Origin of the sequence: Vibrio sp. YIC-376 (genome assembly GCF_052353105.1) — a bacterium.
Classification (GTDB): domain Bacteria; phylum Pseudomonadota; class Gammaproteobacteria; order Enterobacterales; family Vibrionaceae; genus Vibrio.
Genome location: NZ_JBBWFK010000005.1, coordinates 21,466 through 41,751 on the forward strand (window position 1 = coordinate 21,466; position 20,286 = coordinate 41,751).

Sequence of the window (20,286 nt, forward strand, 5' to 3'; positions counted from 1 at the left end):
TTTTATGACGCTACATTAGCACAGCATATTGTTTAATTTCCATATTAATCATAGGGGTGTTTAGCATTATTGTTTTTATAAGACTAGGTGCATAAATATAAATCAGTTGCAAATAAAATTACTCATTTAAGTGAGTTTCGACTGGTATCGATGCTCGTACATTAAAAGAGCACGAAATGGTATGAGAATGACTGACCGTTGAAGTGATAGGTCGGTAAAGAAAACTGGCTTACATAGCCTTGCAGAGGCAAGAGACAGTGATCTATCAGATTATGTGGACAATTCGAGCACCCTAGTTTTGCTTCTTAACGGAGGCGATATGAGATGGACAGGCTCAAATAGGGTGCTCGGTATCTGGCATCTTGATGCATTTCTATCGTCCAAGCGTAATACAAGCTAGAAACACAATACATACAATGACTAAGAGGGTAAGTTCTTTATTGCGAATGGTCATAACTAATCCTCCTTTCTGCGTGATGTTGATATATTGCTATTAAGCTTAAAATTTTCTCTCTATAAGTAATTTTAGTTTAAGGTAATTAGCGATTTAGAGAATCCGACTGATAGTTGATTTGTGTCAACCGTTTAATGAATATATTGTTTTTCACTAATCTTTTATATTTCTAATTACATTCTTATTTTTGGTACATGTTTAATATCATATTGATTCGTAGGCAGATATCACGGCAGATCAGATAAAATCATTTTTTACCAAATTGACTTATAACCGCTCCTTTACGATACTTTTTAACAACTTGAAAGAAATTACTGTTTAACAATAACTTGTGTAATATTTTTTGAAGATTTATATGCACTAATGACACTATAGGTTTAAGTGGATTTTTATTTTCATAATATTATTAATAATATTGATATTAGTTTTTATATAAACAACTTATATTTATAGTATTTAGCAGTATACCTTTCATGTAGTGAAGACTAGGTACGACTTAAGCGTATCTAAACGGTTTCATAGTGGGGGCATAACATGGTAAGGCACGTAATAAAATTGGTAGTTCCGGTCGTTTTACTGCCATTGATTTTTGGCTGTCAGTCAGAAGATACGGATCAGTTGAAATCAGAGATAGCATCGTTGAAGCAAGAGATCAGTCAGCTGTCTGAGTCGGTTGGGAAGATAGAAAGTGAAGTAAAAGACATGAAAGAGTTGGCATTCAAACCGCAAAAAAAAGAGCCACTCATATTACCTAATCAACCTAACTTTACTGATGACGGCAACCTTCCGGTTCTGGGCAGTAAAGAAGCGAAAATTGCAATCATTGAGTTTTCGGATTTTCAATGCCCATATTGTAAACGTTTTACGGATACTTCTTTTAAACAGATAAAGGAAAACTTTATTGACACAGGTAAAGTGCAATATGTCGCACGAGACTTTCCTCTAGGTTTTCACCCACAAGCAATGCCAGCCGCCATTGCAGCAACATGCAGTTTTAAACAAGACTCCTATTGGCCAATGCGAGATATGTTATTCACTAACGTTAAACAGTTAGGTGATGAGCTTTATCAAAAAGCCGCAACAGATCTGTCATTGGATATGGAAGCATTTTCTAACTGTTTGAAGGATCCAGCGGTAGCCGACAAAGTTAAGGAAGATTTGACGCTCGGTCAATCATTGGGAGTGCGAGGTACACCGAGTTTTCTTATTGGTCGTGTGGAAAACAATCAACTTATAGCGCCACAAATCGTAGTCGGAGCTCAACGATATCCAGTTTTTGAATCATTGTTAAATGAATTAGGAAAAGAAAAAGAACAAGAAAAAGAAGTAGAATAATCATAAAGTAAAAGTGGAAATTAAGTATAGGCAACCGATATAGGTTGCCTTTTTATTTTCCTATTTATATTCAACTAATTTTACTTTAACTGTGTTTACTATTAATTTATGTTCTGATTATCATACTGGATAATATAGTTTTTTGATTTTATTGGGTTTTTTAATGGTCGCTTTTGGTAATTTAGGTATCTCTAGTCTAATTAAATTTAATCTTCTTAATTATTAGATGTTTATTAATGGTTGACGTTAATTTTACAAACAATTATTTGTGCCAGTAATCGTTTTGTTGTTAGTCTTTCGTTGGCTTATGTCAAGGCTAGCAAACAGATACCTGAATGACATAGGTTTATTTTCTATGGAATTCAACAATTAATTTTAATATTGGTACTTAATTTAGGAATAATAATGAAGCTGAAAACACTATTCACGACTTTACCTCTTACGTTCGGCATTGTTGGCGGTGCCCTAGCTGCTCCAGAAGATATGGTAGTGACTGCTCAGGATCCTGGCTGTGAATATACAATGACTACCAACCATTTTGAGCTTGCTCCGGGAGAATCAGTTGAGATAAATCTTGATTTAGCAGGTTGCAATGAATCAGATATTGGTGGCCTGATGTATTTTGGTTATTACACAACAAAAAATTCAAGTGACCCGTTGGTTGAACGTAACAATGTTCGCTTGACATTGATTGATGAAAAAGGTGTTGAGCTATTTAGCGATAGCGGTTCTGTGTATACTGAACCTAAAAATGCGCAAGTGTACAAGCTATTGGCGAAGAACATGAACAACAAGAAAGATGTGACTATTCGACTACGTGCTCGCACTGGTTTATAAAAAAAAAAGCGAGGCTAGAAATTTTCTATCTGGCCTCGCTTATGTGGTGTTACTTCGTCTCAGATTATCTCCAATGGAGGTCTTTAATCTGCTGAGAAGCTTACTGTTGCTGTGTCAGAAGGGTTGATAGTGTTGCCATCATCATCAGACACTGTACCTGTTACAGTATTTGTGTGAGGACCGTATACTCTGCCTACAAATGTACAAGTATAGTCGTCTCCAATAGCAATAGTTTGTGGTACGTTACACTCTGTTTCCAAAACGTTACCTTGTACAGAGGTAATGTCACCGAACAAGTTATCAGTTAAATCGGTTAGATCTAAATCCTCAGCTACAGAAGTATTGGTTACGACAACAGTGTAGAGTACATCCATAGACGTTACAGATTTGTCTAACGTTGCTGTTGGTTGAACATCATTAACAGTAACCGTAGCATCATCATTGGATGTAACTGGCTCTCCATCGTCATCTAAACCACTTGCTGTTACAACATTGGTGATCGTGTCATCAGCATTACCGGTTTCGCTAACAGTGACTTCACAGCTATAGGTATCGCCATCCGCAGTAGTTGCTGAACTTCCATCTCCAACCAATAGTGTTTGTGGTACAGAACAAGTTGTGCTGGTAATACCATCATGACCAGTAGTAGTAACATCATTGAGAATAGTGTCATCTAGTGAATTAATATCAACCGTATCTTTTGTTGAGGTATTAGTAACAACAATGGTATACGTTACGTCTTCACTCGGTTCATCAAATGATGTTGGATTGGCAGTTTTATCAACAGATATCGAGGAATCAACATCGTTTATGTTGATAGTTGCAGTGTCGCTTCTAGTGTCTTCTGGGCCTTCTTCATCACTGGCGGTAGCTGTTACTGTGTCAGTTTGACTCCACGGCGGTTGATGGAGTTCTTCCACTGTGAAACTACAGCTATAGTTCCCACCAATAGCTATAGTTTGTGGTGTTGAACAATCTGTAGAAATGATATCACCTAAAGTCGAGGTAATATCGCCATAGATATCATCATCTAATACTGTGACTTCTATTGCATCAGCGGAACTGTCATTTGTTACCACAACATCGAAAGTAAACTGACCCCCAGGCTCATCAAGTGCTGTTGGGTTAGCTGTCTTGGTTACACTGAATTCGAATGGGACGTTAGTGATGATTACTGTAGCGTCATCATCGTCTGACATTGGATTTTCATTTTCATCATAGCCGGATGCTGTAACAGTGTTTGTGTGCTCAGTTCCTCCCTGGGCTGTAATGGTAGCATTAAACGTACATGTTTCTGTTGCACCTGCTGCAATATCAAATGGAACTGAACACGTTGTGCTGGTAATGCCATCATGTCCAGAACTGGTAATGTCACCAAATATGTCATCGACTAGTGTGTCAATCGTGACGACGGCAAATATACTGTTATTGGTTATGTCGACCGTATACTGAACAGGGAGTCCCGAGATATCCTCAGGTGCAGAAGTTGGATTAGCCGTTTTTTCAACAGTAATAGTTGCTGGTGGGACAGTAATCGGAACTTGGAAATTAGGGTCACAATTACATTTAGACGGCGAGCCTGGAAAAGCATCGGTTCCGTCGTAACATAAGTCATTAGCACCTGATTGACGCCAGCTTGTACAGTTAGGCAGGTTTAACTTTCCATCACCATCAGGGTCGATACATGTTGCGGTAATATAATCTGCTGTTGCTTTAGCACCTTTCATATCGTAGTAGATAGGATTATTGTCGTCATCAATGTCCCCACATAGATCGGTTGGTTGAGGACAACCTCCACCTTTACACGTTGAATCAAGGTCGACAAAGTTCCCTGTAGTGCCATCAGGTCGAGTGAATCCAGTTCCGTCTTCTGGAAGGGTAACTATTTGACACGCACCTGTTAGTGCTCCATCCTCAGCAGTATCTGGCTCAACTTCAAAGTAAGCGCCAACGTCATAACGCGCTTGTGCGCTTAGCTCGAAGATAAAGGTAGCGCTGAATTGGGTCGTGTCTCCGGGGTACGAACATCTGTCACCACACATTTCTGGCGCTGCTACTCCATCAGAATCCAGACAAATATTTGGATCCGAACTACAATCTGCTCCGGCATTTAAAGCTATAGCATCACAGATTGGAGCGAAAGTGATGTCATCTTCATCAACAATCCCATCGCCAGTGACGTCTGCAACGCCCGAAACTCTTACATCATTCGCGGTACACCCAAGGTCAAACCCGGCAATATCTTGCATACAGCCATTTGAAACTACAGTGCCTGCTCCATCTACGGCATATGCTGGTAGGGCGCATATCCATATAATACAACCTAACACTATGGTCAGGGCTCTGGTTACTCTCTTAAAGAGAGAAGTTCTATATATGTTCTCTTTCATTGGATATCCTTATTAACTTCTTCTCATGAATTTGAATCTAAAAGAAATAAAGTTGAGGTCTTTATCCTTAATCACTTAAATTAGCCAATATCGTTATTCCTCCATTAGATTTAAAAATCCTGGCCGTAAATACGCAATATATATGCCTGATTTTAATTTATTGAATTTAAACTACTTATTTGTTTTTTATCAGATAGAGACTGTTCAGCCTGAAACAGTATTATTGCGGAATTTTTTTAACTTTATGATTTATATAAATAATAAATTGTTTCGTCGTTGTAACGCGTGTGTTGCAATGTGTTACATGGGAAACATCTAAACGAAGGAGAAAAATAGTAGATTTATATGCAAGGGTAATATTATGTGGTGGTTTATATCTGCATAGACTTTGTATAAAGATTACGCTTGTGTTTTCAAAGAAGAATAACGAGATAAATTCTGTTAGGAAGAGCTTAAAGGAATACATGGAACTATGTCGTAGATAAGGCTGGCATGACTAATAGTTGTGCCAATTGATTGTTCTGTAATCTGCATTGCTTGGGATTTGACCATTTAAATCAAAAAGATAACTTTTTTGTTGACGGTTAATCTCAATCGGTTAAAGTACGCCTCGTTCTCACGGCGAAGGTCGCTGAGGCAGGTGGTGTTACCACGCATGATTGCGTTGCCCTGGTGGTGGAATTGGTAGACACAAGGGATTTAAAATCCCTCGGCGTTCGCGCTGTGCCGGTTCAAGTCCGGCCCGGGGCACCATCAAAAAAGATGTGTGGATATAGAATCCCGCCGTCGAGCTGACCGGCCGAGTGTCGGACCATCAAGCACGGCTCGGGGCACCATCTAACTCTTTTCACAGAGTAATAATCTAAAAGGCGCCTTGGCAGAGTGGCTATGCAGCGGATTGCAAATCCGTGGACCTCGGTTCGACTCCGGGAGGCGCCTCCATTAAGATTCATATCTAAATCGTTTTTCAAGTACTCCCTCAATAATTTCTAAGTTGTCTTCTAAATCTAAATTTATACAGTATCTATCTTAAATAGATTAATTATCTGTCTTTGGATATTAAGTATAATTTAATTATTTAAGTTCGATATTTTTAATAGCCGTCTGAAACTATTATTGTTTTAATTTCATATCTATTTAATACATATAACCCTGTTTAATATAAACACAAAAATACACAACTGTATAACATTTATTTCTTGTTTTATTTACATTGTGTTTAATATTCTCAATGGGTTTATTTTAATTTAATGTAAATTATTGATTAATATGATTTATTTGTATTTTACCACACTAATATTTTGAAGTTTTTTAGGTAATGATTATTATTAGAGTAATATATCTCTCTGATTAACAGTAATTATTATTTTATCTAAGTGCAATTAATTGATTATATTCCCAGTTTAATATAGGGAAGTGTGTAATTTTTAAATGAATTATTTTAACCATATGATAATAAAGGTAAAAAATTCTTCTGACAAAGAATTAACTTAATTTTTAATTCCAGATGATTGAATTTTAATCGATTATTTTGTTATGATTCGGCTTCCTTTTTAATATAGAAAATAATTATTTAGATTAAATTGTATCTGCAGAATATATGGGATTTACTTAATAAGTAAACTCTACCTTTATTTTGTCTAAAATATTATTCTCTTATTTTTATATATTACATTCTTGTTTTTAGCGTTATGGCTAATAATTAAAAATATAATTATCAGGTGGATCGGTGACAAAACTATTCAATATAAATAGAGCAGTAACCTCTAAAGGACTGCTAATTTTACTTACGTTTTTCATTTATTTACAGAATATACAAAATGTATATGCAGTAGGAAGTACTACTGGTCAACAAGACACCTTAGTGATGTTGTTGAACTTTCAGGAAAACCCAAATGATCAACCGATTTCGGTTAGTGAAGCAACGGATCTCGTATTCGGTGAGGTAAACAGCTTTTACCAGGAAAACTCTTATGGCAAGACCTGGTTAAGTGGGCAAGTTCTGGGCTGGTATACGCTTCCGTTATCAAATCAAGTTTGTGATACGGCTTCACAGCGGGACGAAGCAGACGCACTCGCTTTACAAGACGGTGTTGACGTCAACGACTATCAGAGAATTATCTATATTGTTAGCGGCACAGCATGCCTGGAAGGTGGAATAGGTACTATGGATACTTTGCCGACCAGAGCTTACATTCACAACACCGTTGATGCCCGAGTGATCGCACATGAGTTAGGACACAACCTTGGTTTGTACCACGCGCATGCGTTGGATTGCGGTGATGTTACTCTGGGCAGCAATTGTAAAGAAATGGAGTATGGTGATAGCTACGATGTTATGGGCGTATCAGCTATGGGTTACTTCAATGCATACAGCAAAGAGCAACTAGGCTGGATAAATAATACGAATGAACCCAAGGTACAAAAAGTAACCAATAATGGGACATACACATTAACAAACTATGAGTCTACCGACCCGAATCAGACAATTGCCCTAAAGATTCCCCGTGGAACGACAAGTGCCAATGGTCTGCCTGAATGGTTTTATATTGAATATCGTCAAGCGATAGGATTCGATCAGTTTTTAGATGATCGCTCTTATAAAATGTATCGTGGCGATGTGACTGACGGTATTGTAGTCCGTATCGCCGAACAAGATGGGCAAGCAAGTAGTTTGCTATATATGAACATGGCTTCAACTTATAATGAGGTATTTGGGCAAAAAGACTGGTTGGATCCTGCGTTGCCTGTTGGTAACACTTATACCGATCCAGAGACAGGTATCACTCTGAATTTAGTAAGCACTAGTGGTGATTCAGCCGAAGTCTATGTGTCTTTTAATGAATCCCCTGGTAACACTTGTGAGCTCTCTGCACCTATGTTGACACTTTCTAACGACAACGGGCAAACTGCTCTTGCCGGTGCATCAGTGGAATATCAGTTAACCGTTGAAAATGTTGCGACTGGTAGCCAATGTGATTCACAACAGTTTGAAGTATCAGCTGACTTGGAGTCTGGCTGGAGTTCTGACACTCAATCTGTGACACTTGCACCGGGTGAAAGCAGTACTGTAACGATGACAGTGACTTCGGATCAAAATGCAACAGACGGTGACCATGATGTGACGTTCCAAGCGACTGACGTAAACAGTTCTGTTTACACAACATCGGTACAAACCGTTTACACTGTCTCTGGAGGAGATACGGGCGAGTTACTAGCGCAGGATGATTCAGTGACAATCAGCTCTGTATCAACGACAACCATTGATGTCCTGGCTAACGATATTGCAACGGATCAAAATTCGGTAACTATTGTATCATTTTCAAGCCCAAGTAAAGGTAGCGTTAAGTTATTGTCTGATGGTCAGCTTCAATATACTCCTGCAAACCGGTTTAAGAACAGTGACAGTTTCACTTACACGATTAGTAGTAATGGTATGAGTTCAACCGCTACGGTGTATATACAATTACAGTCCTCATCTTCTGGCTCAAAGGGCAAGGGAAATAATAAGTAAGTTCCGAAGAAAAACCACCCAAATATGGGTGGTTTTTTATTGATCTTATTAGTCTCTACAACTCGGGTTCAGGTTCATCTAGTGCAGTACGCTCAGGTGCTTCTATACAAAGCTCACAGGACGCATTAACTTGCATAATCGCTGGTACCGGCGAGCCATCAAGATAAAACGTAGCTGTTGCATCAACTGTGTCTGAGAATAAACGTACTTCATCCGCAGTAATGACTTCACCAGGGGCTATGTCATCTCCAGGTACTGGAATGTAGCTACCATAATAAGGAATACAACTATTCGGTGCCAGTTCTTGATTAATTAGGACTGGTATTGGATCTCCACCATCATGTGTTTCAACAACATTAACGTTGTTTATTGCGTAGTCAGAGATACTACATATTTGACCACTGTATTTGACTTTCAGGCCATAAACGCCGGCCACATTTTCCGCCACTAAAGCATCACAATCTTTTTCAAGATACACTACACCAGCCGGTGTTGGGGGAGCACAATCAACATCATCTTCGGCTGTTAGGCTGACTTCACCGTCGACTGTAAGTGCTGCGGTTACTTCTGCATAATTACGAATTGTACCTGCTACATCAACGTCGAAGTACCCTGAGAACGTCGTGCTAGAGTTGGCATCTAAAACAGCTTGATAGAACGTATTACCGTTGTTAGGGTAGTCACCTGCAGTGATATCTGTTGCGTTAATTTCATATAAAGCACCAAATCCTGTATTAGTTACTTCTAACTCATAGGTATAACGAATTGTGAGACCGTCAGGCTGAATTTCACCAATTGGACAAGTCTTGACTAGTTCAAGACCACACAATTTGAACTGATCTAAGACAAAGTCTTTTAGCGATGCAGTAAACGAGCTTGAGGAACGTGATTCTGCCATAAAGCTACTAAAACAAGTGTCACTACCGATAAGTTCGCTTATGTTAATACCACCTTCATATAAACTTTCGAATGGAAATACACCCGGAACGCCTGCTTTTGGTGTATATGGCCAAGGCGATGTCTCGTCATCATGGTTAGTGGTAGCACAGGCAAAATCGCCAGCACCAGTGAATTCACACTCAGCAGGATGTGTACCGTCAGATTCGAGTTCTAGACGCAAGTTCTTTGCAGCACAGTCACCAGGCATTGGGCTGTTGCTATCAGCTTTTGAACAAGTGTCATCCCACAAAACAACAGCGATGTATGGTACGGCATTATTCGCTTGAGGGAAGTTGACTAAAACCAGCACATCACCGTTTGTATGGTTACCAGAAAAATCACCATTAGGCAGTGCCGTCACTTCGTCTTTGAAGAACCAGAAACCCAAAAAGGCATCACCGACGTTTGAAAAGCGGTCAGCCCCAAAGTAGATAACCAAATCTCCATCGACTTCATATGCAGCCGCATAAGCATTGGTTATATCATCTTTATCTGGTACAGAACCATGTTTCCAAGACCAATCAGAGACATCCTGAATATCTTTTTTACCACCGTCAAAGATTGTCTGAGGTGCGGGATCTGCTTTGAATGAAGTTACGTTAGCGGAATCCGTATTATTATAAACGTTTTCCCAGTCGTCGCCTGGGGGGGCCTCACTTACAGCGTTACCATCTAGCTCAAACGTGCCAGTATCATGTACCGCCCAGGCAGATGTTGTGAAAAAGCTGAGTATCAGCCCTAAACACGACATTCGAATAATGAATTTTAAGTTACTAAAGTCCATCTTATTCTCTCCGTTTCAATGAAAATCAAAGAGACTCGCGACCGCTTTGAATGAAAAAGGCAAACGATCCCAAATTTCCCCAAAGCTGGAGGGAGTTCATGACATACGTGCGTACACAAGCAAGAAGTAATCCGTTATTTATACGGTTGAAATATAAGATAAAATTTATTTTTTAGGACTTATGAGAACAGTTGTTATAAGTGGGTATGTTAACGTAATGTTGTAATGGTATGACTTTCATAAGAAAGTCATAGAAGTGTTCGGGGTGAACAATGTGTAACACAGGTTTACAGTTTTCGTGTTTTAGGTGATGAGATACATTTAATTTTTAAGTGGTTGGATGAGTTTATGGAGTTAATTTTATGGTAGTGGATCTAGGTTCGACTCCGGGAGGCGCCTCCAAAATTCTTAGAACCAGTCTTGATGACTGGTTTTTTCGTATCTGCGTGGCTCGATCTTGTGATGCAACTGTTCCCATTTCCTTATATTTCATGTCGTTTCATTCCATATCTTGCGCTATCAGATTTTCGTGAAAAGTCTTTACTGAGACGACCTCATCTTCACTGTTTCGGGGAAAATAGATCATTGCTTGTTTTGAGAAGATATAAAGGCGTGATAGGGAAGAGTTTGAAATTAAGTGGGTTTCTCTCCTGGTGCAAAGTCTTATCCGAACTCTTTGCACCGGGACGACTGAGTCTAGCGGGTTAGGGCGCCACTTTGCTCAGATTGAAAGGTGACATTGACTATCTCAATGGTTTTCGTTTGTTTATTTGGCATTGGCCAATCGAGTTTTTGTCCAATAGAGAGACCGATTAACGCGCTACCGACTGGAGCGAAAATCGAAATATCGTTGCTGCTTTTCAGATCTTGCGGGTAAACAAGCGTTCTGGTCAGTACTTTTTCATCACCAGAGAACTTGAATTCTACTGTTGAGTTCATTCTTACCACGTTATCCGGCATTTCTTCTGGCTCAAGTACGATTGCTCTATCAAGCTCTTCTTCAAGTTTGATTAACTCTTCCGCGACACTTGGCATTTTATCCAGCATTGCTGTGATTCTATTGATATCAATGTTTGATATATAGATAGGATTGCTTCCTGACATTTTATGACTCCCAAAATAAAAGGCCGCCTCATAAAAATGGGACGGCTTTTTATATGTCAAATACGGTTATATCAAATGGGGTTAAACCACATGAATGAAGGTTGATTCTAGTCGTTATGCAATCTATTGGCTAGTAAAAGATTTTTATTGATAGGATTGATTTTTATATGCCAACCACATGGCTTGGTAAGGTAAAAATTCAAAGAAAAAGTAACAGGAAAAATTAAATACGTGATAGATAAAATGCGTGAAATTGTTTTTAAAACGACGAAACTTTGCTTGTTAAAAGACGAAGGTTCGTTTTTAAATTACGTTGTTTTATCGGTAATTAGCGAAAATAAATCTTTCTACCCCTTTAGGGTAGTTTGAAATTGTAATTGATTTACATCATGTATTAATTTTCTTTCACAATTAACAATGCGCTCAGTGATAAGAACCTAACCCTTAGGAATTATAATGAGCAAGTTGAAGCTAGTAGTCATCGGTAACGGCATGGTAGGGCATCGTTACATTGAAGACTTGGTCGAGAAAACGGATGTCTCTGAACTCGATATCACCGTTTTCTGTGAAGAACCGCGAGTCGCATACGACCGTGTGCACCTTTCCTCTTATTTTTCTCACCACACAGCCGACGAGCTCTCTTTGGTTAAAGAAGGCTTTTACGAGAAACACGGCATCAAGATGTTGATTGGTGAACGCGCCATTAATATTAACCGTGAAAATCGAATCGTTTATTCAAATTCTGGTCGCGAAGTACAATACGATAAGCTGATTCTGGCGACTGGTTCATACCCATTTGTTCCACCGATTAACGGCCGTGAAAGCAAAGATTGTTTTGTTTACCGTACGATAGAAGATCTTAAAGCAATTGAAGCGTGTGCGAAGAACAGTAAATCAGGTGTGGTGATCGGTGGTGGTTTACTAGGCCTTGAAGCTGCTGGTGCACTTAAAGCACTCGGTGTGGAAACCCACGTTGTTGAATTCGCACCAAAGCTAATGGCAGAGCAACTTGATCTTGCTGGTGGTAATCAACTGCGTCAAAAGATCGAGCGTATGGGCGTGAAAGTCCACACCAGTAAAAACACGCTTGAAATTGCTCCTGAGGGCACAAATGCGCGTAACGTTATGCGTTTTGCGGATGGCACTGAGCTAGAAACCGACTTCATCGTGTTCTCTGCAGGTATTCGTCCTCAAGATAAGTTGGCACGCAAAATGGGTCTGGAAGTGGGTGCTCGTGGCGGTGTTGCAGTAAACGATCATTGCCAAACGTCAGATGAGAACATCTACGCAATCGGTGAGTGTGCTTCTTGGAACGGCATGTTCTACGGTCTTGTGGCTCCGGGTTACAAAATGGCGACGATTGCCGTTGACCATTTGCTAGGTAATACCGATAGCAAATTCCAGGGCGCGGACATGTCTGCGAAACTCAAGCTACTTGGTGTGAAAGTAGGTTCAATTGGCGACGCGAATGGACGTACTGAAGGTTGTAAGAGCTACGTTTACCAAAACGAAGAGCAAGAAGTTTACAAACGTCTTATCGTTTCTGAAGACAACAAAAAACTGCTTGGTGCTGTGCTGGTTGGAGATACATCCGATTACGGTGACTTACTTCAGCTCATGCTCAACGAAATTGACCTGCCGGAACACCCTGATGCGCTTATTCTTCCGGCCCATGCAGGTGCTGAGAAGCCAGCATTAGGTGCGGATGCGCTACCGGAAAGTGCGGTTATCTGTTCATGTTTCGACGTGACAAAAGGTAAGATCGCTCAAGCGGTTGCTGACGGTCACCATACGCTTGCAGACATCAAAGCAGTAACCGGTGCGGGCACTGGCTGTGGTGGTTGTATCCCGCTGGTCACTTCTGTTCTTAACGCAGAATTGGTGAAATCAGGTATCGAAGTGAAGAACGACGTCTGTGAGCACTTTGCGTATTCTCGTCAGGAGCTGTTCCATCTGATTCGTATCGAAGAGATTAAAACGTTTGATGAGCTTCTAGAAAAATACGGGACAGGTTACGGCTGTGAAGTGTGTAAGCCGCTTGCTGGTTCTATTCTGGCATCTTGTTGGGGTGAACATATTCTTAAGCCACAACTGGTTAAGTTGCACGATACCAACGATAATTTCCTGGGTAACATCCAAAAAGATGGTACTTACTCGGTTATTCCTCGTATGGCGGGCGGTGAAGTGACTCCTCAAGCCTTAGGTGCTCTTGCTGCGGTCGCTGAAGAATACAATCTGTACACCAAAGTGACAGGTGCTCAGCGTATTGGTCTGTTTGGTGCACAAAAAGACGATCTTCCACAGATCTGGCGCAAGCTGATCGATGCGGGTTTCGAAACAGGCCAAGCTTACGCAAAAGCACTGCGTATGGCGAAGACTTGTGTCGGCTCAACTTGGTGTCGTTACGGAGTTCAAGATTCTGTCGGCTTGGGTTCATACATTGAGAACCGATACAAAGGCATCCGTACTCCACACAAGATGAAGTTCGGTGTATCTGGCTGTACTCGTGAATGTGCAGAAGCGCAAGGTAAAGACCTTGGCATCATCGCAACGGATGCAGGCTGGAACATGTACGTGTGTGGTAACGGTGGTATGAAGCCACGCCACGCAGACCTACTGGCTAGCGATCTGGATAAAGAAACCCTAATCAAGTACATCGATCGCTTCATGATGTTCTACATTCGCACTGCTGCACCATTACAACGTACATCAGTTTGGATGGAAAACATGGAAGGTGGCGTGGATTACCTACGCGAAGTTATCGTGAACGATAAGCTTGGCATCAACGTGCAATTGGAAGCGGACGTCGCGAAGCTGGTAGATGAGTACGAGTGTGAATGGACGGCGACTGTCAATGATGAATCACAACTGACTCGTTTTGCACACTTTATCAACTCTGACCAACGCGACGACAACGTTGTGTTTGTCCCAGAGCGCTCACAACACCGCCCGGCAATCTTCACGGAAAAACACCCTGAAGCAAAAGGCGACATACTACACGTAGCGATTACTGAAGCATAAGGGAAGTTGGATTATGTCATTTGAAAAAATCTGTCACATCAACGACATCATACCTGGTACTGGCGTGTGTGCGCTCTTAGCTGGTCAGCAGGTCGCGGTGTTCCGTCCAACTGAAGCCGAAGAAGTTCTGGCTATCAGCAACACAGATCCGTTCTTTCAATCAAACGTGTTATCTCGTGGTTTGATCTGCCAACACCAAGGCGAACTATGGGTTGCAAGTCCGCTTAAGAAGCAGCGCTTCAACTTAACAACTGGTGTATGCATGGAAGATGAACGCTTTAATATCAAAGCATACAAAGCGCGCGTAACAAACGGAGAAGTTGAAATCGCAGCGTAAATACCACGCCTCCTCTACGGAGGAGGGCGTGTTTTTCAAGATTAAATAGGTAAAGGCTTTCCGAAGGTCATTTAACGGATGATGAGTAGGGAATGACCACGACAGCAGCGTGTCGTATTCGGTGGAGCCTTTTTCTATTCAATCTTCAACTTTTAACTTTTACATTTGAATAAGGACACATTCATGTCTATAGACTTTAAACCTGCTGAATTCGTGCAAACCATGATCAACGTTGGTGAAGCGAAAACAAATACAAGCACTCGTGATCTTCTGCTTCGCGGTACCATGGCGGGCGTTATTCTTTCTTTAGCAGTAGTCGTCGCGATCACGACTATCGTTCAGACCGGCATGGGCGTTGTTGGGGCTTTGGTGTTCCCGGTCGGCTTCGTGATTCTAAGTGTGATGGGTTATGACCTGGTGACGGGTGTATTTGGACTTGCACCTTTAGCTAAGTTTGCCAACCGTCCAGGTATTACTTGGGGGCGTATTTTACGTTGTTGGGGACTCGTAGGTTTAGGTAACCTGATTGGTTCGCTTATTGTGGCGTACTTAGTTGCTATCTCTCTAACAGGAAACTTCTCATTAGAACTAAATGCAGTCGCGCAGAAGTTCGTCGCAGTATCAACGGCGCGTAGCCTTGGTTTCGAAAATATGGGAATGGACGGATGGATTACGTGTTTTGTTCGCGGTATCTTCTGTAACCTGATGGTTGTTTTAGGCGTGATTGGTAATATGACTGCTCGCTCTGTATCAGGCCGTGTAGCGATGATGTGGTTCCCAATCTTCATCTTCTTCGCTCTAGTATTTGAACATACCGTAGTGAATATGTTCCTGTTCCCGCTGGGTATGATCTTGGGTGCAGATTTTGGTATCGCGACTTGGTTGAACTTCAACCTTGTTCCAACCATTCTGGGTAACATTGTCGGTGGCCTCGTAATGACATCTATCCCACTGTACCTAACTCACGCTAAAACAGCGCCTGCTCTAAATGCAGAAAAAGAGCAAGTAGCTGCAGAGCCAGCAATCGCTAGATAAGTAAAGACTTGGCCCCACTGCCAGTTGAGTGGGGCCATTATAGTAATCTACATAACGTACGAGATTGTTTTAGCTATAAAAAGTAATCACTCCTTGGAATGGTTTGTGGCCTTAGCGCATTATCAGAGTGTTACTTTTTATAACTAAATTTTCCAATAGGCATTGCTATGACTACTATTAACACCTCGCTAAACAGCGGCTTTGTATCACTTGTAGGTGCAGGACCGGGTGATCCAGATTTGCTTACCGTAAGGGGCTTGAAAGCGATTCAAGCAGCAGAAGTTGTGGTGTATGACCGATTGGTCTCTCAAGATATTCTGGCGTTAGCGGACAAGTCAGCTGAGATGATCTATGTGGGTAAAAAGTTAGACTTCCATTGTGTACCGCAAGAACAAATCAACCAGATTTTGGTGCGTAAAGCGCAGGAAGGTAAGCGTGTTGTGCGTCTGAAAGGCGGCGATTCGTTCATCTTTGGCCGAGGTGGTGAAGAGCTAGAAGAGCTTGCCGAACATGGAATTAAATACGAAGTGGTTCCGGGTATCACAGCGGCGGCGGGGGCAACAGCTTATGCGGGGATTCCACTCACTCACCGTGACCATGCACAAAGTGTTCAGTTTATTACGGGACATGTCCAGAATGATGGACGAGAAATTGAGTGGCACTCGCTAGCGCAGTCAAATAACACGCTTGTTTTCTACATGGGCTTGAAACAAAGTGGTCAAATCATGGATAAACTCATTACCCATGGGTTAGAGCCTGAAATGCCTTGTGCAATCATCGAAAACGGCACGCGTCCTGAACAACGCGTGTTCCAAGGCGAATTGAGCGAATTGTCCCGTATGGCAGAGGACGCGAAGAGCCCTGCGTTAATTGTCGTCGGTAGCGTTACGCAACTGCATAACAAGCTAGATTGGTTCTCTCAAACGATTAAATCCTGCAAGGGCTAGTTTCCCTTTGCATCTCTTGCTGGCGCATTGGCATTGCGTCAATTAATTCGTTGATGAACTGCCAATCCGTTTCAGCACCCCAGCGAAATTTCTCTAGGCCATCTTTACCAAGTAAAATGGCCGTATATTCTCCCTTTTTCACTTGATATAGCTCAGCCAGATCGTGTAAATCCAGTTCGTCTTTTAGCCACGACGGGAAAGTGTAACCATCTTCGGCTATTACCAATGTGACCACGTCACGATCTACAAGATCACATTCGTTCATCAGACTCTCTAAAAGAAATTGCTTCACGCGGGCGTCATTTTCAGGTGCAAAGAATAGTACGCTCCGATGCGGCCAGTATTGGGCGTAGGAGGGGTAACCAAATGTTGGCGATGATAATAAGCAACAAAGTAATATCAAGATTAACTGTTTACTCATGGCCTTTTCCCACGCAAGTTTAGTGATCGCTTATACGTTAAGTTTAGTGGAAATGGCTCATTGTGCTTTTTGCCAAACTGGCTTAGGGTAGGCAGCAAATAAATAACGTGTAGAAATAGATGACTTCGGAAAGCAAACAAAAAATCGCGATTCTGGTCGATGTACAGAACGTGTATTACACCTGTCGTGAAGCCTATCGTAGCAACTTTGATTACAACCAATTCTGGTATGTAGCCACGCAAGGAAAAGAGGTTGTCAGTGCCAGAGCTTATGCGATTGCGAGTAACGACCCTAAGCAGCGCCAGTTTCATCATATCCTGAGGGGCGTTGGGTTTGAGGTTATGCTAAAGCCTTATATTCAAAGACGTGATGGTAGCGCAAAAGGGGATTGGGATGTGGGTATTACTCTAGATGCGATTGAGATTGCACCTGAAGTTGATACAGTCATTCTTGTCTCTGGAGATGGTGATTTCAGTATGCTTGTAGAGCGTATCCAGCAACGTTTTAACAAAAAGGTCACGGTATACGGCGTTCCGCGATTAACCTCTCAAACTCTGATTGATTGTGCCGATACCTTTGTCGGAATCAGCGAAGACTTTTTACTTTAACTTGAACAAAAAAAGGCGAACCATTCAGGCTGTACGCTTGTGTACAATGGCTCGCCCTTCATTCAAATTCAGATGCTTATGCTGGAATGAATATTTGACCTAGGACATAGCCTAAACAGCATGCACCGATCACACCTATCAGACCTACCGCCATAAACGAGTGGTTGAAGTACCACTTACCAATTTTTGTTGTGCCAGAGGTATCAAAGTTAACGGTCGCGATATCTGAAGGGTAGTTCGGGATAAAGAAGTAACCGTACACCGCTGGCATTAAACCGATAAGTAGCGCTGGACTTAAGCCTAAACCCAAACCAACGGGTAACATCATACGAGCAGTAGCTGCTTGCGAGTTAACTACGACAGAAACGATGAACAAGGCAAGAGCGAACGTCCACGGGTGGTCGGTTACCATTTCGACAATACCGGATTGAAATTGAGGCATTGCGTATTGGAAGTAAGTATCTGACATCCAGGCAATACCAAAAATCGCAATGGCTGCGACCATACCAGATTTGAAGACGACACCGTCAGGAACACTTCTCGGTTCGGTTTTTGTTGCAAGAAGGATAATACCGCCAAAGCAAAGCATCATCATTTGGATGACTACCGCCATGCTAATCGGTTTATCACCGTCTACGATGGTGCGTACTTCTGGCCACATCGCGATAACAACAATAATTAAAATTGATGAGATGAAAAGAAGAACTGAATTACGAGCACTTGTAGGAAGCTTTTCATCTAAAGAAGTTGCTGTAGTAGTTAGGATCTTCTCGCGCCATACCGGATCTTTTAAGCGATTTTGGTATTCTTCATCATCCTCTAGCTCTTTACCGCGTCTTAAGCTGTAAAGTGACATCAGCAATGTACCAAACAAGGTGGCAGGCACAGTGACAAGTAAGATGGAAAGCAACGTGATCTCATGTTGAATATCTGATAGTTGTGCCAGATAGTAAACAACAGCAGCTGATATAGGAGATGCCGTAATCGCAATTTGAGATGCTACCGAGGCTGCAGCCATCGGGCGTTCAGGGCGGATACCGTTTTTAAGCGCGACATCGCCAATGATAGGCATGATTGAGTAAACCGCATGACCTGTACCTAACAGAAAAGTCATAGTGTAAGTCACAAATGGTGCAATTAAAGTCACGCGTTTTGGGTTTTTACGCAGCAAGCGCTCTGCTACTTGAAGCATGTATTTCAAACCACCGGCAGCTTCCAGAATAGAAGCACAAGTAACCACGGCCAATATAATCAGCATTACGTTGATAGGTGGGGACGTCGGGGGCATTTTAAAAACAAAAACTTCAATGACGAGTCCGATACCGGAGACTACCCCAAGACCGATACCACCATAACGTGAGCCGATATACAGCATCACGAGCAAAAATAGAAACTCTATATACAACATGAGAGGATTTCCTTATTCAAAACAGATGCTTCCATTGTTTCTATATTCACGGAAAAAATACGCCATGTTGTTCACATTACATTAGATAAGTATCTGCAATGTTTAAGAATTAGTAGTAACTCACGTTACAGAGCCTATCTGTTAATCTCTGTTTACTGACGTGTTTGCTTTGTGTGTATTATTTGGACATAAAAGTGCATAAAAATGCGACGTGGTTTAAATAATTGTTGTTATTCGGCGAGGTTTTTCGTAAGCAAATATGTCATACCGTGCAGTGTAAGGCTACGGAGTGCGCTATTGCAGTGGATCTATTTTCTTTAATTGCAAAAGAGAATAGTTTGCATTTATGTTGACAGTTGATTATAAAGAAGATTGCGCATAATTAATTGAACTTTATAACTATGTCAGAGGCATTTTTTCCGCAACTTTTTAACGCTACTAGTACAGTAACTCCTTATCTTAGCGGAGGATTAGGAGGCATAAGCCAAGACGCCATTCATACTAAAAATGACATTAATCCCATAATCCAATCTCTATATAATGATCTAGCGGAGTGTTTTCCTGAAGCGGGCAGAGCATATTGGCTGACAAGAACGTGGAGCTTGCTGTGCTGGCAGCCTGTTTATGTCGCAATGATTTCAATCTATCGTTTTAAGACTCTTCCTAACCTTTATGAAATGGCTCAATTCGTCAAGCCATGCTTTGTTACAGGCTACCAGTTTGAAGATAAATCGCTTGTTCAAGGCGATCATAATAAGTTGATTCAAGATGCGGGATCCCAGATTAAAGCGCTGTTCGACTATTATCAAACCCAGATGAGTGAGTGGATCCGTATTCGGCCAGGCTTTACCCATCAATTAAACTCAGATGGGATTTTGGGGGGCTTGATAAGGTTACAGCAGCATTTTCCGGAGTTGACTAACTCGACGATAAAAGAACATGCTGCGCTTTGGCTACAATCACTCGATTTGGACGTTGAAAATGCTCAATCGTTGCACGAAATATCAATAGCTCAGCCGCTTAAATTGGTTCGCAAAAGCTGCTGTTTGGTTTATAAGTGTGAAGGTAAAAAGCTTTGTGAAGATTGCCCACGGTTGGCGAAAAACCGCAAGCTATTAGTGGATGGCTGTGAGAGTGGCTTACATTAAGCTT

Annotated in this window: 14 protein-coding genes and 2 tRNA genes; 11 read left to right on the plus strand and 5 right to left on the minus strand. The window is 41.4% G+C overall.

Annotation, left to right across the window (positions count from 1 at the left end; genetic code table 11):
• Positions 1–988 precede the first annotated feature (988 nt).
• Entirely contained in the window at positions 989–1,789 is an 801-nt protein-coding gene (locus WJM94_RS10900) for a thioredoxin domain-containing protein (RefSeq protein ID WP_444494248.1), read from the plus strand.
• 405 nt (positions 1,790–2,194) lie between these two features.
• Positions 2,195–2,626: a hypothetical protein gene (locus WJM94_RS10905; protein WP_444494249.1), complete on the plus strand. Its 432-nt coding sequence runs from the start codon at positions 2,195–2,197 to the stop codon at positions 2,624–2,626.
• Positions 2,627–2,709: 83 nt separating this feature from the next.
• Here WJM94_RS10905 and WJM94_RS10910 read toward each other — a convergent pair whose 3' ends face one another.
• Positions 2,710–5,016 carry a hypothetical protein gene (locus WJM94_RS10910; protein WP_444494250.1) on the minus strand — a complete coding sequence of 769 codons (2,307 nt, stop codon included), beginning with the start codon at positions 5,014–5,016 and terminating at the stop codon, positions 2,710–2,712.
• A 666-nt stretch (positions 5,017–5,682) separates the two neighbouring features.
• Between WJM94_RS10910 and WJM94_RS10915 the strand changes: the two genes are divergently transcribed.
• The 3 genes from WJM94_RS10915 (at position 5,683) to WJM94_RS10925 (ending at position 8,530) form a co-directional block, all read left to right on the plus strand.
• Positions 5,683–5,769 (plus strand) — tRNA-Leu (locus WJM94_RS10915).
• Between the two features lie 115 nt (positions 5,770–5,884).
• A tRNA-Cys gene (locus tag WJM94_RS10920) sits at positions 5,885–5,958 on the plus strand.
• A gap of 787 nt (positions 5,959–6,745) precedes the next feature.
• Positions 6,746–8,530, plus strand: a complete 1,785-nt coding sequence (locus WJM94_RS10925) for an Ig-like domain-containing protein (protein ID WP_444494251.1) — start codon at positions 6,746–6,748, stop codon at positions 8,528–8,530.
• A gap of 55 nt (positions 8,531–8,585) precedes the next feature.
• On the opposite strand, the gene WJM94_RS10930 is transcribed toward WJM94_RS10925, so the two are convergent.
• The gene (locus WJM94_RS10930) at positions 8,586–10,253 is read right to left on the minus strand and encodes a hypothetical protein (protein ID WP_444494252.1); all 1,668 of its coding nucleotides are present in this window, start codon (positions 10,251–10,253) and stop codon (positions 8,586–8,588) included.
• A gap of 696 nt (positions 10,254–10,949) precedes the next feature.
• On the minus strand, positions 10,950–11,357 hold the full coding sequence (rnk, locus tag WJM94_RS10935; protein WP_444494253.1) for a nucleoside diphosphate kinase regulator: 408 nt from the start codon (positions 11,355–11,357) through the stop codon (positions 10,950–10,952).
• 456 nt (positions 11,358–11,813) lie between these two features.
• Here rnk and nirB point away from each other — a divergent pair, with 456 nt between their 5' ends.
• The 4 genes from nirB (at position 11,814) to cobA (ending at position 16,697) form a co-directional block, all read left to right on the plus strand.
• The gene (gene nirB / locus WJM94_RS10940) at positions 11,814–14,378 is read left to right on the plus strand and encodes a nitrite reductase large subunit NirB (RefSeq protein ID WP_444494254.1); all 2,565 of its coding nucleotides are present in this window, start codon (positions 11,814–11,816) and stop codon (positions 14,376–14,378) included.
• A 13-nt stretch (positions 14,379–14,391) separates the two neighbouring features.
• A complete protein-coding gene (gene nirD, locus WJM94_RS10945) occupies positions 14,392–14,715 on the plus strand; it encodes a nitrite reductase small subunit NirD (RefSeq protein WP_444494255.1) in 324 nt (107 codons plus the stop codon).
• Positions 14,716–14,898: 183 nt separating this feature from the next.
• Positions 14,899–15,750, plus strand: a complete 852-nt coding sequence (locus tag WJM94_RS10950; RefSeq protein ID WP_444494256.1) for a formate/nitrite transporter family protein — start codon at positions 14,899–14,901, stop codon at positions 15,748–15,750.
• A gap of 167 nt (positions 15,751–15,917) precedes the next feature.
• Entirely contained in the window at positions 15,918–16,697 is a 780-nt protein-coding gene (gene cobA / locus WJM94_RS10955) for a uroporphyrinogen-III C-methyltransferase (RefSeq protein ID WP_444494257.1), read from the plus strand.
• Here cobA and WJM94_RS10960 read toward each other — a convergent pair.
• Complete coding sequence (locus WJM94_RS10960; protein WP_444494258.1) at positions 16,678–17,118, minus strand: DUF4174 domain-containing protein; 441 nt, start codon at positions 17,116–17,118, stop codon at positions 16,678–16,680. The two genes, cobA and WJM94_RS10960, sit on opposite strands and share 20 nt — an antisense overlap.
• A 119-nt stretch (positions 17,119–17,237) precedes the next feature.
• Here WJM94_RS10960 and WJM94_RS10965 point away from each other — a divergent pair, with 119 nt between their 5' ends.
• Positions 17,238–17,726: a LabA-like NYN domain-containing protein gene (locus WJM94_RS10965; RefSeq protein WP_444494259.1), complete on the plus strand. Its 489-nt coding sequence runs from the start codon at positions 17,238–17,240 to the stop codon at positions 17,724–17,726.
• A 76-nt stretch (positions 17,727–17,802) separates the two neighbouring features.
• On the opposite strand, the gene WJM94_RS10970 is transcribed toward WJM94_RS10965, so the two are convergent.
• Positions 17,803–19,134 carry an anaerobic C4-dicarboxylate transporter gene (locus WJM94_RS10970; protein WP_444494260.1) on the minus strand — a complete coding sequence of 444 codons (1,332 nt, stop codon included), beginning with the start codon at positions 19,132–19,134 and terminating at the stop codon, positions 17,803–17,805.
• A 401-nt stretch (positions 19,135–19,535) separates the two neighbouring features.
• Here WJM94_RS10970 and WJM94_RS10975 point away from each other — a divergent pair, with 401 nt between their 5' ends.
• Positions 19,536–20,282 (plus strand): siderophore ferric iron reductase, encoded by a 747-nt coding sequence (locus tag WJM94_RS10975; RefSeq protein ID WP_444494261.1) that lies wholly within the window; start codon positions 19,536–19,538, stop codon positions 20,280–20,282.
• Positions 20,283–20,286: the final 4 nt, after the last annotated feature.

Coding starts and splice junctions, on each gene's coding strand:
- WJM94_RS10900 (WP_444494248.1), top strand. CDS start 989: ATGGTAAGGCACGTAATAAAATTGGTAGTTCCGGTCGTTTTACTGCCA.
- WJM94_RS10905 (WP_444494249.1), top strand. CDS start 2,195: ATGAAGCTGAAAACACTATTCACGACTTTACCTCTTACGTTCGGCATT.
- WJM94_RS10910 (WP_444494250.1), bottom strand. CDS start 5,016: ATGAAAGAGAACATATATAGAACTTCTCTCTTTAAGAGAGTAACCAGA.
- WJM94_RS10930 (WP_444494252.1), bottom strand. CDS start 10,253: ATGGACTTTAGTAACTTAAAATTCATTATTCGAATGTCGTGTTTAGGG.
- rnk (WP_444494253.1), bottom strand. CDS start 11,357: ATGTCAGGAAGCAATCCTATCTATATATCAAACATTGATATCAATAGA.
- nirB (WP_444494254.1), top strand. CDS start 11,814: ATGAGCAAGTTGAAGCTAGTAGTCATCGGTAACGGCATGGTAGGGCAT.
- nirD (WP_444494255.1), top strand. CDS start 14,392: ATGTCATTTGAAAAAATCTGTCACATCAACGACATCATACCTGGTACT.
- WJM94_RS10950 (WP_444494256.1), top strand. CDS start 14,899: ATGTCTATAGACTTTAAACCTGCTGAATTCGTGCAAACCATGATCAAC.
- cobA (WP_444494257.1), top strand. CDS start 15,918: ATGACTACTATTAACACCTCGCTAAACAGCGGCTTTGTATCACTTGTA.
- WJM94_RS10960 (WP_444494258.1), bottom strand. CDS start 17,118: ATGAGTAAACAGTTAATCTTGATATTACTTTGTTGCTTATTATCATCG.
- WJM94_RS10965 (WP_444494259.1), top strand. CDS start 17,238: ATGACTTCGGAAAGCAAACAAAAAATCGCGATTCTGGTCGATGTACAG.
- WJM94_RS10970 (WP_444494260.1), bottom strand. CDS start 19,134: ATGTTGTATATAGAGTTTCTATTTTTGCTCGTGATGCTGTATATCGGC.
- WJM94_RS10975 (WP_444494261.1), top strand. CDS start 19,536: ATGTCAGAGGCATTTTTTCCGCAACTTTTTAACGCTACTAGTACAGTA.